Here is a 14,488-nt window from a genome sequence, read left to right as displayed (position 1 = left end):
TTTTTAAGCGGTTTCCAAATATCTTTATTCCATGGTTAAAGAAGAATTATACAAACAATGTTCCTCATACATCAATAATAAGCTTAGGATGCTCAAAATTCAAATGGATGAGCTGGAAGAAGGGTTGTTGTCTGAAACTAAAAGCAGTGCTGGAGATAAGCATGAAACTGGGCGTGCAATGATGCATCTGGAGCGTGAAAAATTAGGAAAACAGTATGCTGAACTGGAAAAACTAAAAACCATTCTTGCCAAAATAGACCCCCTTCATAAAACGACCAGTGCCTGCCTGGGTAGTATTGTTTATACAGATAAAGCCAATTACTTTTTAAGTATCAGCGCCGGAACTTTTATGGTTGATTCAATTTCCTTTTTTGCCATTTCACTTCAAACACCTGTCGGACAATTATTGCTCAATAAGGTTGTCGGTGATCAACTTTCCTTTAATGGAAATCATTTTACCATTCAAAAAATTGAATGATACTTCTGTGTGATTTTACTAACGGTTAGGTGTATGATAAAAATCTAATCCCTAAATTTAAAAAAGAGTCAGGTATCATCTTTCACGTAAAATAGTATGAATTTTAGCTATTGGGAAATAAAACAGTGGATTTCAAACACCGATTACACCATTGTCGGAAGTGGTTTGGTTGGTTTAAACTGTGCTTTGAAACTCAGGGAGAACCATCCCAAGGCTTCCATCCTGGTTTTGGAAAAAGGAGTGCTCCCGCAAGGCGCAAGTACTAAGAATGCTGGTTTTGCGTGTTTTGGGAGTCTTTCGGAGCTTTTGGATGACCTGAACCTGCATACCGAAGATGAAATGATCGAATTGGTTCAACTCCGGTATAAAGGACTTAAACTGTTGAAAAACAACCTCGGCGCAAAAAATATTAAATATAAAAATAGAGGAGGTTATGAGCTGTTTTTAAAAACTAAAGGAGAGTTCTTTGAGTCATGCCTGGAAAATAGAGAGCGTATTAATGAATTGTTAAAACCCTATTTTAAAAAGAATGTGTTTAAAGTTAAAAAGAATGATTTTGGCTTTAACCATATTCAAGATCATTTGATTTTTAATCAATTTGAAGGTCAGATTGATACCGGAAAAATGATGGATCAATTACTGAAAAAGTGTATTAAAAAGAACATTCACATTCTCAATGCAACCTCTGTTTCAGGTTTTGAAGATCTCCGGAATGGAGTACACGTAACCACCGATCACTTTCAGTTTAAAACCAAAAATCTCTTAATAGCCAATAATGGTTTTGCTCAAAATTTACTCAATATTGATGTAGAGCCCGCCAGAGCTCAGGTGCTTATCACCAAACCAGTTAAAAAACTACCGTTTAAAGGTACCTTTCATCTTGATAAAGGGTTTTATTATTTTAGAAATATTAATGGCAGGATCCTACTGGGTGGGGGGAGGAATCTGGATATTGAAGGCGAAAACACCACCGACTTGGCCCAGACACCACTTATTCAAAATAAATTGGAAGAACTCCTTAAAACTACTATCTTGCCAAATACACCACATGAAATAGAGCACCGTTGGAGTGGTATCATGGGGGTCGGATCGGTAAAAAAACCGATCGTACAACAACTTTCAGAGAATGTTTATTGCGGGGTTAGGTTAGGAGGAATGGGAGTTGCCATAGGGTCTCAAATAGGTGCAGACTTAGCAAATTTAACCGCTGGTAATGATTAAAAAGATCTTTAGGCTATTATTCAAAACACTTTTTTGGTTTCTCGTTGTGTCCATATTCTTTGTGCTGGCCTATAAATGGTTGCCGGTACCCGTAACCCCTTTGATGGTTATCAGGAATATTGAGCAGAAACAGGATGGGCAGAAGGTGGTGTGGAAACACGAATGGGTCCCCATAGAGTCAATTTCCGAAGATCTCCAACTTGCTGTTATTTGTAGTGAAGACCAGAAGTTCTTGTCCCATCATGGTTTTGATCTGGAAGCCATAGAAGATGCTATTGAAACCAATAAAGAAGGAAAAAGGTTAAAAGGTGGAAGTACCATTAGTCAGCAAACAGCTAAAAATGTTTTTTTATGGCCAAAACGGAGTTGGGTCCGGAAAGGCTTTGAGGTATACTTTACTTTTTTGATCGAGCTGTTCTGGTCTAAAGAACGCATCCTGGAGGTGTATTTAAATAGTATTGAAATGGGTAATGGTGTTTATGGTGCCGAAGCCGCTAGTTGGTATTGGTTCAATAAATCGGCTGGAACACTCACTAAATACGAAGCCGCTGCCTTGGCAGCCATCCTTCCAAATCCAAAGAAATACAAGGCAAGTCCGGCAACAACCTACATTCAATCGCGAAAGGAGTGGATCCTTCGTCAAATGCGAAATTACGGACCTTTCGATTTAAAAAAGAAAATTCCTATTAGAGAAAAGTAGTAGCATTAACATTGTTTTCAAAGCTAAAATAGGTTAATTTTGACGGCCTGATTAAGAGGTTTTTCCTATGTCGATTGCCAAAAAATGTACCTTTCTCCTACTGCTTGTTCATGGGTTGTCAACCTTAGCTTCTCAAAAGCCAATGGAAGCAGACCTGAAAAGTATTCAAAATCAGGGTGACAGTTTAATGAGAGCGGAGCAGTTTGATAAAGCCATTGCATGTTTTAATACGGTTCATAAATACGCACTAAAAAACAATGATTCTCTTAGTATAGCCTTGGCTTTTAACGGAATTGGAAGTGTTCATTTGTATCAAAAAGAGCTAGATTCGGCAGTGCACTTCTATTTTAAAGGGCTACCCTATGTTTCAGATCAACCCATTAAGATAGAGCGGGTTAAGATATTGAATAATCTGGCTATTGTACATACACATCTTAGACAATATCAAAAAGCCAAAAGTTTTTTTCAAGAGGCCCTTCCGCATTCAGAAGGGAACTTAAGACTGAGTATCCTGAGTAATAGTTATGGGGTGTACCTTCAACTTAAAGAATTCCATAATGCTGAACGAACCTTGAAAGAGGCCATTTACCTGGCCGATAAATTGCAGAATCCCTATGTGAAATCAGTACTTTATACCAATCAAGCAGATTTTTATATTCGCCGGAAGCAGTGGGAAGAAGCTCTGAATGCGGGATTCAAAGGACTGAAGCTTAAGGAACAGATTCAAAACAAAGACAATGTTGTGGTGCTTAATAATATTGGATATGCTTATCATCAGTTAGGTGAATTAACCAAAGCACTACAGTATTACCAAAAAGGCTTGCATCGAGCTTCTTTGCAGGAAAAGGTGCAATTATATAAAAACCTTAAAACACTTATGGTGGATAGGGGTAATGATCATGAAGCCTTGTTGTATTTTGAAAAATACGACAGTATTAAAGAAGTTCTTCAGGCTGAAGAGTTCAGCAATAAAATTGCTGAGTTGGAGCAGCAATATGAATCAGCTCAAAAGCAGCAAGCCATTGAGGCACTGGAAGAAGAAAATAACTTGCAGAAACAACTCATCAAACAACAAAACTATATCGGAGTCTTTGTATTGCTGCTCTCATTTTTAGTGGCTGCGATTGTGTATGTATGGTTCAAACAAAAAAATACCAGGCAAGAGCTCCAAAGGGCTTCCTTGCAACAGAAGTTATTATTAAGTCAATTAAGTCCCCATTTTATATTCAATGCGCTGCAAAGCATTCAGAGCTACCTTTTTTTAAGTAAAACCGAAAGCGCTATGGAATACCTGCATGGTTTTGGTTCATTGATAAGAGGAGTTTTGGAAAGTTCCGACAAGGAATGTATTACCTTGGCACAGGAAATAGACATCCTCGAAAACTACCTGTTGTTGCAACAAGCGGGATCGCAGAACCATTTAAAATATGATATCGTTACTGAGTCCATATCTTCCGAGAAAATTCAGCAGATCCGATTGCCCGGGATGCTCATTCAGCCTTTTGTTGAAAACGCGGTTATTCACGGAGTGAAAGATATAGAAAATGCAAGGGTGTTGGTGAAATTTGCATACGCTAACGATTATCTCAATATAACCGTTATAGACAATGGTACTGGAATATCAGAAAGTAATACATCCGCTAAAAACGGCTTATATACTTCTATGGGAATGAATATAATTCAAAAGCGCATACAAACTTTCAATCAAACCCATAAAAAGAAATTGTTTCTGAAAATTGAAAATTATTCCAGGGATAAGCAATATCCGGGAGTTCGCGTGTCAATCGAAATACCAGTCTTGAATTCATGAAAACGCATAATACATCTATTTCCTGCTTATTACTTGAAGACGATGCTGTTTTACAAGCGGGAATGAAGCAAATCTTACGTGAGCAATACCCTGAAATAACACTCCACCTGGCGTGTAATCTAAAGGAAGCAGCATTGTGTTTCTATAAATATCAACCGGAATTACTTTTATTTGATATCAACTTACCTGATGGTAATTCCTTTGAACTTTTAGAAGACTTTCATAAGAATCGCAAAAAAGGATTTAAAGTGATCTTTATAACGGCACATACTCATTATGCAATTAGTGCATTTAAATATAATGCCCTCGATTTTATTTTAAAACCATTTATGCCCAAACAACTCTGTGAAACAGTGAGCAGGGTAGTAGAGCAAATCGAAGAACAGCAGTATTTTAAAAAATTGGAATCCTTTTTTAAGCAAACGGCTATTGGAGTAAATGGACAAGAAAAGAAAATTGTTTTAAAAACCCAGGAAGCAATACATGTACTAAGGCATAAAGAGATCCTATACCTTAAGTCTGATAATAATTATACCGAATTTCATCTGGTTGAAGAGAAAAGTATCGTGGTAGCACAACCATTAAAAAAGTTTGAAGAAAATAATGCTTTAACCGGCTTTTTAAGAGTACACCAGTCGTATTTGGTTAATCTTCAGTATGTAAAGACCTTTAGAAAAAATCAAGACTGTTTATTGTTGGATAACGATAAAAAAATCCCTGTATCAAGTCGAAAACGATCACAATTACTAGCGTATTTTAACGAGCTTTGACTCCGCTTTCACGGTAACCATGGGCACATGCTCGAAAAGCAATAGCAGATTCTAAAAGGATCGGAATTAGCAAGCCTGAGGCATACTTTATGCTTTAATTTTGCCGTAATATAAATTCAAACAACAATGAAAAAAACTACTTTTTTAAGCCTTGGTATGCTGATGGTTATTAGTGCGTTATCAATTCAACAAACCCATGCTCAACTTTGGAAAAAAATCAAGAATAAAGTAGAAAAGAAGGTAGAAGATACGGCCGATGATATTCTAAATGGTAAAAACAACGCTCCGGGGACCTCAGCGAACAAAACTAATGATGACAGTACGGTGCCATATGTAGAAGAGGTGTTTTCCTATATTCCTGGAAAAGACTTGGCGTTTGAGGATAATTTTGAAAATGAACGAGAAGGGATAATGCCCTCTAAATGGAAAACAAACGGAAGCGGTTCGGTAACTACCATTTCTGGTATTGAGGGAAAATGGCTCAAATTGAGAGAACGATCAACGATTAAGTTGGATACTTTATTAATAATGCCTGAGAATTTCACTGTAGAATTTGATATAGTTACCCGAAGTGAAAAAGCCAGGGATATAAGTCCAATGCACTTTGGTTTTGCCCGGGATAACAGTGCGTCAAAATATATAAGTGATGCTTATAACCGTGGTTCCATTACGGATATAGAATTACATTTATCATCACAAAAAGTTTCAGCATCAAGCAGCGATACTGAAAGTAACAGTTATTTAGATTTCCCTTTTAGTAGGTTTTCCAATGAAACCATACATGTATCCATAGCAGTAGAAGGCCAGCAGATGAGGGTATACCTGGATAAATCTAAAATATTAGATGCAAAAATGTTCGCTGTCAAAACACCAAAACATCTTTACATTAGTGCTCCTTGGGAATACGATAACGGCGCAAAAATATTTATTGGAAACGTGAAAATTTATAAAAATTAAAGAGCGTTCAAAATCAGGGTAATAGGGTTCAATAGGTGATTTTTTATTGATTTTTTTATTTACAATACGCAACCTTTTACCGATTCACTGGTCTTGTAGATGAATAACAAATATTAAAAGTTGCAATGATGAATTTAAAAAGAGTATCTTTACCCGTACTACTTATGCTTGGTGGTGTTATGTTAAGCTGTGATTCTAATGACGACATTAGTTGTGCAGAAGATTTTACAGGTGATTTAACAACGTCGGAAGAAGTTCTTGTCGGTGAATGGAATCTTTCAGCTGTGGTTGCTGAAGATGAAATTGACCTTTCTGATGATGAAGTAGAAAACCCAACTACCGATTTATTGTCTCAGTATACAGCTTGTCAAAAAGATGTGGCTTACATTTTTGATGCCGAAAGAAATTTTACAATCGAGCAATCATATAATGTGGCTGACTGTGCAGAAAAAGGTCAGTTGGCAGGGACCTGGATGTTAAATGGTGAAGCCTTGAATTTAGTGTATGCTTGTTCAAGATTGTCAACAGGAATCGATATCCATGCAGAAGGAACTACGTTTTCTTTTACCGGTATTGAAAATATCCAGGATATTAACGGTCAGATTATTGAAACAACGGTAACTTACACATATACAAAACAACTTGAAAATTAGTTGAGGTTATAATTAGCAAAAACATGTGTAAAGTTAGAGGCTGCCGATTCTTCGGCAGCTTTTTTTTACGAGCGTTTTTCGATAAGGTCTTCCGAAATTGATAAACATACCTTTTCACCATTCTCAATTTTATGTTGGTGCTCAAAGTACAACGTCACCTCATCCAATGTGGCTTTCATCATGTAAGAGGAGCCCTTAAAGAAACTGCTCTCTATAGTTGCTTTTAGGCGCGACTTTTTATCAATTCCTATCTCATGGGGATAAACTAAAATCGTTTCTCCATTGCTATTGGAGTCAAATAACGATAGCGGAAGTTCATTAACTTCTCCAAATAAGGATGCTACATAATAGTTCTTCGGGTTTTCATAGAGTGTTTCGGGACTTCCCTGATCAACAATTTTTCCTTCCTTTAAAATTAACGTTTTATCAGCAAAACTTAAGGAATCAGCATTGTCATGGGTTGCAACAATACAGGTAATGTTATTTTGTTTAAAGTAATTGAATAAATTCCTGCGAAGGTTGTTCTTTCTGAAATTATCAATATTGCTAAAAGGCTCGTCCAGCAAAATAATCTCTGGTTCTTTTGCTATTGCCTGAGCCAAAGCTACGCGCTGCATTTGTCCGCCGCTGAGTAAGCGTGCCTTCGTTTTGGCAAAAGCAGTCATTTCAACCAACTGCAATAACTCGCGGGTCCGCTTTTTTTTCTTTCCCGGATAGAAATTTGATAAAAATTTCCCGATGTTTTCTTCTACGGTTATAGAAGGCATCAGATCAAAATCCTGTGCAACATATTTCATAAAAGATTCACCGGGTACCAGGTTGTAATCAGGACCTAAAAGCCTTTGATCATTCCAATATATTTCTCCATTTTCTGGAGCCAGCAATCCGTAAATTATTTTTAGTAAAGTGCTTTTGCCACAGCCACTTTCACCCACAATAGCAATGTTTTCACCTTGATCCGCGAATAGTTTAATACGCTTAAGGACTTTTTTGTTTTCGTAAGCAAAAGAGATATTCTTGACTGCCAGCATTGAAATTTTTTTGCAAAGGTATCGAATATTATTCGGAAGCCATCTCCATCAGTTTACCCATCGTTTTCCAGTTACGGGTAGTAGCATTCACTTTTAATTTTTGCTCGATGAACGGATTGGTTATTTTAGCCTTACCGTAACCGTTGTGATAACAGAAATAAAGAACTTCGTCCTGTACTATAAAAACATCATCTTTGCTTTCAACAGCTTCAAGGGCTTGTATTTTTGAATCCTCGGGTGACTCGAAAAGCAGGGTGCAATAGAGCTTATTTATTTCTTCGTTTTTATTGATAAACGGATTTTTAGTATATATTTTAGCGAACCGCTCAAAATCAGTCAGGTAGATTTTAACCTCAAATCCAAAATGATCCTCTATCTTATTTTCAATTTTTCCTTTTAAAGTGTCAGCAGTTTCTCTTGATTTAAAAACAACATTACCACTTTGAATATAGGTGCGTATTTCTTTAAGATCTAATGAAGATAATAGCAATTTCAGATCTGCCATTTTAATTTTTCGGTGACCTCCCACGTTAATTCCGCGCAAGAGTAAAATATATGTTTTCATGGGTTGAAATTAAGAAAATTATAAGGACCAATTGCCTTGAGATTGTTATTTTTGAAACCTTGAGTTAAAAAAATACCCATATATGAAAAAGATACTTTTTACCGCAACCATCTTATTGGTTTCAAATGTAATGATTGCACAAAGTGAGGTTACCCAGGAGGAATTACGTGAGCATATAGAATTTTTGAGTTCCGATAAGAATGCTGGGAGATTTCCCGGAACCAAAGCCAATAAAAGAGTCGTAAAGTATATTATAAAATCATTTAAGAAAGCTGGGATTGAGGCCTATGGAAAATCATATAAACAAGAATTTCAGGCGAAGATCAGAGTAAAAAAAGGCGAAGCACCTAAACCAGAGGCTACAACCTGGAATGTAATCGGATATATTGAAGGAAATGATCCGGTCCTGAAGGATGAGTTTATAGTATTAGGGGCCCATTACGATCATTTGGGAATGGGCGGTCCCTCATCGAAGTCTGATCATGAAGGAATTCACAATGGAGCCGATGATAACGCCAGCGGAACCGCTGCCTTGTTAGAAATAGGAGAGAGAATCGCCGCCAATAAACATTTGCTAAAACGCAGTGTATTGTTACTTGCTTTTGGAGCCGAAGAACAAGGATTATTAGGGAGTAAGTATTTTACTGAGAACCCTGTAGTGCCGTTGTCACAAGTCAAGCTGATGGTGAATATGGATATGGTCGGACGACTTAATAACGAAAACCATGTATACATGGGTGGAGCTGGAACCTTTCCAGGTGGAGTAGAACTCATGAAAAACCTTGGAGAGCCACTAGGGCTTACCGTGTTTGCCCATCCTGGTTCAATAGGAGGTTCAGACCATGTTTCCTTCTATAAAAAAGATATTTCTGTGATGGGAATTCATACAGGGGGGCATCCGCAATATCATACCACCGAGGATACCGTAGATTTAATTAACTTTCCTGGACAAGAGAAAGTGTGTAACTATATCTACAGTGCATTAATGAAAGTGGCAACAACAGATTATAAAATGGAGTTTATCCGTCAGGATTAATCAAAAAAGCCCTTTTTTAAGGGCTTTTTTTTGAGGTGTCCATAAAGATTTTTGGCTTGTATGAGCTGGTATTTATTTCACCTTTTTCCCAACTGTTTCATAGATTCTATTTTTGAATAGGATAGTAGGAGTGTTGTTTTTAGTCTTTTTAAAGATTATTCGGGCAAACATATTTTCGAATTGATAGGTGTTTTTGTCAAGCTTGAATAACTTTAGTTTACCCCTGTTGCCCAGTTGACTATAAAGAGCCTCGCTTTAAAATGATATAGTTCTAGTTGAACCATCATCAAACCTGTAAGTTCCGGTATATTTTTCTGCGAAATCCGGACTAATTTTAGCCGCTTTTGAAGCTGTATCCGGATAGGGTTTATTAAGTGCGATTGCTGCCATTTTAGTTGATACAAAATCAGTGGCACTATAAATGCAATTAGATAGAACCACAACAAAAACATCTTCTTCGGGCAGATAAATAGTATTACTTAAAAAACCAAAAGATCCGCCGTTGTGTTCTAGTGAAGGAATCCCATTTACTTCGTCAATAGCCCATCCAAAGCCATAGTTAGCATGCTTTCCGCTTGACAGTTTATAATTCGTAAAGGCTCTTTTTTTACTTCCTTCACTTATAAGCGTATTGTTTCGTATGGCTCTGTTCCAAAGAAATAAGTCATACGTTGTAGATAAAATAGCTCCAGCGGTATACGCATGTGTATATAACATTTCATCTGCTTTAACGAATTTGCCTTTAATTTTATCGTGTCCGATAGCTCTGTTCGGTATGATTTTATGTCTGGACATAAATGATGAATTTTTCATATCTACCTTCTTGAAGATTTTATCTTCAATGAATTCGCTTTATGATTTATTTGATAATTTTTCTATTAAAATTCCTAAAAGGTAATATCCTGTATTACTGTAATGGTACTTTTCACCGGGGGCAAAAAGCATCGGCATTTTTTTAAAGAGGTTCATGAACTCCTCTTGAGTCATTTCATTATATCTGTTATTATGCCATTCGTCAGAGGCGGTAAAACTGGCTAAGCCTGAAGTGTGTGATAATATTTAATCTATTGTTATGGGATGGCCATGAGTTGGATAATCCTTAAAGTAGGTAGTTATATCGTCATCAAGTTCTAATTTACCTTGTTCAGCAAGCATCATTATGGCAACGGCAGTAAATTGTTTGGTAACCGACCCTATTTCAAACACACTATTAATAGTGGCATCAACGTTTAATTCTAAACTAGCTTTGCCGAATGATTTTTGATAGATGATTTTTCCATCAATGGCAACAAGAGCTGAAGCAGCCGTTCCGGTATCCGGATATTCTTGATGTAATAGTTTGTCAAATTGTTTTTCTAATGATTGTGAATATGTATTCGGTATGGTAAATAGTAATATTAATAATGTTGAGATTAGTTTTTCTTTCATGTTTTGATGATTCTTAAGTCTTTTGTTGGATCGTGATGAATGTGATAGCGATTGTTAAAAAAGGCTGCAAAAATAATTGTGCCTTCTCAAACCTACATTTTGATATATAGTGGTTGTTGAAATCAATAATATAATACAGTTGTATTATTATGAATAGTTTTTTCTTTATCAGTCTATACAGAAGGTCAAATGATACGGGAGAAAAGAAATAAGACTAATCCAGATATTTGAGGGTAATTTTTTTACTCACCCAGTGAACCTGGACAACTAGCGGGAGATCCGCCGCTTACCCTTGTGAAATATTTCCAAGGGGAATTCACGTGACTTGCGTCGAAATGTTTTTTAGTTTTTCCCGTATTAATGACTTGATAGCTTACTTCGGCTAATTAACCGATGTTGTATTTTCAGTGTCTTTTACTGTTTTTAGTCCATCATTAATTTTAGCTTTAAGTGTTTTGATATGACAATTACTACAATCCAATTCTTTTAAAGAACCTTCTAAAAGGTAGTCAATATATTTCTGAAAGGCATCTTTAGGAATGTTCTGGTTTAAGCAAACAAAGTAAAACTTGAAGGAATTGTCGTAGAAGCTTTTATAGTATGGCCTTAGTATTGCAGCACTGAACCCGCTGTTTTCTTTTAAATTTTTAAGATGTTTTTCTTTGTATTTAAAACTACGTGTTTTAAAACTATCCACCTTCACGGAGGATATCTTAAAAGCACTTTTTATTATTGGACGGTCATTGTATTCCGGAGTAGGCTTAAAGTATGTGATTAATTTAAAAACCAAAGAGTCGTTTAAGCCTCTGTAATGTTTTATTGTTAAAGTATGATTTCCCTTTTTGATACTCCCGGAATATCCCAGACTGTCTTCATGTTTTAAGAACGTACTGATCTTTTCAATGATATCTTTATTGCGAGTTATAAGAGGATTGCCTGGAGAGATTGATGATTGATACTTGCTGAACTTTATATTTGGTGATAATGAAAAACTGTTAATACTATTGGTTGTATCGTTTGTAAAGACATAAATATTTTGATTAGCCATAACAGTGCTGTCAACTGCTTTTTTAAGTGTAATAACTTTATTGTTATAAAGCTCTATAGAAGCTTCAGCTTCTTCTTTACTACCTCCGTAGAAGATTTGCTCCTTTTCTTTTTTCTGTTTGTAGTAACTTATTATGCCCGGGCCAAACCATTGAAACAGGTAAACGGAGAGTGTGAAAGTTACCAGGCAAAAGACAATAAGGTAGTATCTCCAATCAATTTTTTTATTGTTTTTCATTTCTTAAAAGTCAGGCTCAACGGTCTCGCTTATGACGATTGATAGATTTCAGTTTTGTCTTTTCAAATAATCTATTGGGTTTATTTCTTTTGCTAGTGGGTAAATTAAATGAGTAATAGCAGGTAACGTAAAAATTCAAATTAAACTGTCTACAGTCCTTGATATTTTATACATCACCTGCTATTGCTTATACAAAATGTTATGGGTAAATTATACTATCTATTTCATTTGCTCTAATAATGCATCAATTGTTTTCGCCATTTGTACACCGGGCAATTTAACCGGAGCGGCTACTTCAGCTAGGAAAGTACCCGAAACCTCACCTTTTTTATAAGTTGTAAACCCTACACGGTATAAACCAACTGTTAGTGCTTTTAATGGATCACTTACGTTACTCTTATATCTTAATAAAGAATTATACTTTCTTCCTCTCGGGTCTTTTGGTAGCTCACTGCTATCATCATTTTTTTCTAAAGTAACCCATTCAGCATTTGCTACTGCTTCGGTAGAAATATCCTCTTTTTTAAGAATGCTTGAACGCTCAAGTGTAATGTAAGTATCAAAATAATCTTTTGAGTCTTTATTATCAAGGTATTCTTGCGACTCAATGGCATCTTTAATTTTCATCTTATCAACTGGCGATATCATACGAACACCTAGTTCAGGTGCAGCCGCTGGAATCCAAATATAGATATAATAGAATTTTTTTCCATCCTTTACCTCATCTTCATTGCCTTGGGCTGCATATCCTAAATAGCTCACGACATCTGTGTAAGGTACTCTAACTGTTTTCGGGCCTATTTTTTTCTCAGTAGAGCTACCAAATTTTTTAAGCTTTTGAGCCTCTGCGTGTGAAATTGAAAAAATAGTAATGACTAAGATTGCTATTCCTTTAAATAATTTATTCATAGTGTTTCTTTTTTTATAATTAATTGAATTGTTTTTTCATAATAGATGGTTAGTACTTGATAATCTTAAAATTCACCCATAACAATTATTATCAATACCATTATACTTATTGTTACTACTATATTTAAGTTGTTATTTATCCTATAATTGTGATTTAAACGCTCTAATGTTTGTGTACAAATGGAGTATATTATTGGGTAGGGATTAATAATCCATTACCATAAGATCTCCATTTAACTTATAACTAAAAGTGAAAGTTGTGCCACCGTTAGGAGGAGTCAATATCACAACATATTTTGTTTTATTAGAATCACCGTTTTCTGGAAATTTGATAAATGCCATGCTTAAGACAGGGTCGTTGATGGCCTTTTCGGCAGTTAATTGCTTACTTGATTTTTCCACTAGTTCACCTAATTTTGAAAGGGAGATAGTATTGTTTAACTGAAACATAAAATCCGCAGCTTCACTTCCCTTAGGCACTTCTATAGAGATCTCTGAGCTTTGCAACCAGGTACCTTCTGTTGAATCCCATTCTTCCATTTTTAATGATTCGGGATTCTTAGAAACAACAACACTAATAATATTGCCTATCGATTCGTCATAGGTAATCGTTAGATCTGTATAAAAAGCGTTTTCACCAAACTTGCTCTTAAGTTCTTTTTCTATGACGGTAAACCCTTTTTGGTCTGGCAATTTTTTACCAGTTGAGCCTCCACAGGAAATCAACAAAACAACTTCTGTTACGCCTACAATGAATTTAAATATTTTCACGTTGGTGTTTTTTTATGTTTTATACCACCAAAAATAAATAGGAAAAAAATGCCTAGAAATAGAGAATCTATTTCCGAAGCATTACAGCAAATAAGTGAGGAGTTTTATGAAACATCCGTAAGAGTAATAGTTTAACTGTTAGTCCAACTTAAAAAAGTAGTTAAAAACTGTTCTTTTTTTCGGGAAGATACTGGTATTTTTTTACCGTTTTTCAGGTAAATGACTCCTGATTTATCATACTTGTCTATATACCTTAAGTTGACAATAAACGATTGATGCGTACGTATAAAATCAGTGTTAGAAAGACGTTCTTCAAATTCTTTTAAGGTTTTTGAAACTACGTGTTTTTTGTCGTCATTACAGTAAAAAGTGGTATATCCTTTATCTGATTCGCAGAAAAGTAATTCGTTTAAATCAATCACCTGGAAACTGTTATGCAATGATAAAATTAACTTTGAATCATCATTATTCCATGCCTGTTTAGTAACTCGCAGCTGATTTTTTTGTTGATTTAAGGGGAGTTGGACTACTTTTTGGAGTGCTTTCTGCAATTCATCTACATCAACAGGTTTTAGCAAATAGTCTATCGCCCCAATTTTTAAAGCGCGAAGCGCATGTTCTTCATAAGCGGTTATAAAAATTACTTTAAAGTTGAGGTTTTCTGTTTGGTCTAAAAAATCAAAACCAGTACCATCGGTGAGGTTAATATCCAAAAAAACCAACTCAGGATCACAAGCATTGGCAACGATGACTGCATCTTTTACCGATTCGCATTCCCCCAGTACCGTTATTTCAGTATCTAGTAGTTGCAGTAGATTGCGCAAACCTTTTCTAATGTATTCTTTGTCTTCTACTAATAATGCTTTCACCGGGT

General features: G+C 35.7%; 14 protein-coding genes and 1 pseudogene. 8 read left to right on the top strand and 7 right to left on the bottom strand.

Translation table 11 applies throughout. The annotated features are described in order from the left end of the window. Positions 1-88 precede the first annotated feature (88 nt). From P278_RS13395 to P278_RS13365, 7 genes are all read left to right on the top strand, one after another. Entirely contained in the window at positions 89-478 is a 390-nt protein-coding gene (locus tag P278_RS13395; RefSeq protein ID WP_235444290.1) for a GreA/GreB family elongation factor, read from the top strand. A 96-nt stretch (positions 479-574) separates the two neighbouring features. Beyond that, positions 575-1,699: an NAD(P)/FAD-dependent oxidoreductase gene (locus P278_RS13390; protein WP_038267737.1), complete on the top strand. Its 1,125-nt coding sequence runs from the start codon at positions 575-577 to the stop codon at positions 1,697-1,699. After that, positions 1,692-2,399 carry a monofunctional biosynthetic peptidoglycan transglycosylase gene (mtgA, locus tag P278_RS13385; RefSeq protein ID WP_038267730.1) on the top strand — a complete coding sequence of 236 codons (708 nt, stop codon included), beginning with the start codon at positions 1,692-1,694 and terminating at the stop codon, positions 2,397-2,399. The genes P278_RS13390 and mtgA overlap by 8 nt, the downstream gene beginning before the upstream one ends. A 67-nt stretch (positions 2,400-2,466) precedes the next feature. Continuing rightward, positions 2,467-4,209, top strand: coding sequence for a tetratricopeptide repeat-containing sensor histidine kinase (locus tag P278_RS13380; RefSeq protein WP_038267726.1), 1,743 nt, complete (start codon positions 2,467-2,469; stop codon positions 4,207-4,209). Beyond that, positions 4,206-4,979 carry a LytR/AlgR family response regulator transcription factor gene (locus tag P278_RS13375; RefSeq protein WP_038267724.1) on the top strand — a complete coding sequence of 258 codons (774 nt, stop codon included), beginning with the start codon at positions 4,206-4,208 and terminating at the stop codon, positions 4,977-4,979. The genes P278_RS13380 and P278_RS13375 overlap by 4 nt, the downstream gene beginning before the upstream one ends. Positions 4,980-5,105: 126 nt before the next feature. Continuing rightward, complete coding sequence (locus P278_RS13370; RefSeq protein ID WP_038267721.1) at positions 5,106-5,936, top strand: hypothetical protein; 831 nt, start codon at positions 5,106-5,108, stop codon at positions 5,934-5,936. Positions 5,937-6,061: 125 nt separating this feature from the next. Beyond that, entirely contained in the window at positions 6,062-6,589 is a 528-nt protein-coding gene (locus tag P278_RS13365) for a DUF5004 domain-containing protein (protein WP_082436163.1), read from the top strand. A 65-nt stretch (positions 6,590-6,654) separates the two neighbouring features. Here P278_RS13365 and P278_RS13360 read toward each other — a convergent pair whose 3' ends face one another. Together P278_RS13360 and P278_RS13355 are read right to left on the bottom strand one after the other, a co-directional pair. Further along, the gene (locus P278_RS13360) at positions 6,655-7,620 is read right to left on the bottom strand and encodes an ABC transporter ATP-binding protein (RefSeq protein WP_038267717.1); all 966 of its coding nucleotides are present in this window, start codon (positions 7,618-7,620) and stop codon (positions 6,655-6,657) included. Positions 7,621-7,648: 28 nt separating this feature from the next. Next, on the bottom strand, positions 7,649-8,185 hold the full coding sequence (locus P278_RS13355) for a DUF1697 domain-containing protein (RefSeq protein WP_038267714.1): 537 nt from the start codon (positions 8,183-8,185) through the stop codon (positions 7,649-7,651). A gap of 82 nt (positions 8,186-8,267) precedes the next feature. Between P278_RS13355 and P278_RS13350 the strand changes: the two genes are divergently transcribed. Next, positions 8,268-9,221, top strand: a complete 954-nt coding sequence (locus tag P278_RS13350; RefSeq protein WP_038267712.1) for a M20/M25/M40 family metallo-hydrolase — start codon at positions 8,268-8,270, stop codon at positions 9,219-9,221. Positions 9,222-9,476: 255 nt separating this feature from the next. Here the strand turns inward: P278_RS13350 and P278_RS16770 are convergent. From P278_RS16770 to P278_RS13320, 5 genes and pseudogenes are all read right to left on the bottom strand, one after another. Further along, positions 9,477-10,649, bottom strand: a pseudogene (locus tag P278_RS16770) (serine hydrolase domain-containing protein). 382 nt (positions 10,650-11,031) lie between these two features. Continuing rightward, positions 11,032-11,934: a hypothetical protein gene (locus tag P278_RS13335; RefSeq protein ID WP_038267710.1), complete on the bottom strand. Its 903-nt coding sequence runs from the start codon at positions 11,932-11,934 to the stop codon at positions 11,032-11,034. Between the two features lie 219 nt (positions 11,935-12,153). Then, positions 12,154-12,843: a LipL32 family surface lipoprotein gene (locus tag P278_RS13330; protein WP_038267708.1), complete on the bottom strand. Its 690-nt coding sequence runs from the start codon at positions 12,841-12,843 to the stop codon at positions 12,154-12,156. 204 nt (positions 12,844-13,047) lie between these two features. Then, positions 13,048-13,614, bottom strand: a complete 567-nt coding sequence (locus tag P278_RS13325; RefSeq protein ID WP_038267705.1) for a hypothetical protein — start codon at positions 13,612-13,614, stop codon at positions 13,048-13,050. A 131-nt stretch (positions 13,615-13,745) separates the two neighbouring features. Continuing rightward, the gene (locus P278_RS13320; protein ID WP_038267703.1) at positions 13,746-14,483 is read right to left on the bottom strand and encodes a LytR/AlgR family response regulator transcription factor; all 738 of its coding nucleotides are present in this window, start codon (positions 14,481-14,483) and stop codon (positions 13,746-13,748) included. Positions 14,484-14,488: the final 5 nt, after the last annotated feature.

The sequence above is a fragment of the Zhouia amylolytica AD3 genome (assembly GCF_000511935.2).
Taxonomy (GTDB): Bacteria; Bacteroidota; Bacteroidia; order Flavobacteriales; family Flavobacteriaceae; genus Zhouia; species Zhouia amylolytica.
Note: the sequence above shows the minus strand (reverse complement) of the source record. Positions and strands in the feature narration are given on the sequence as shown.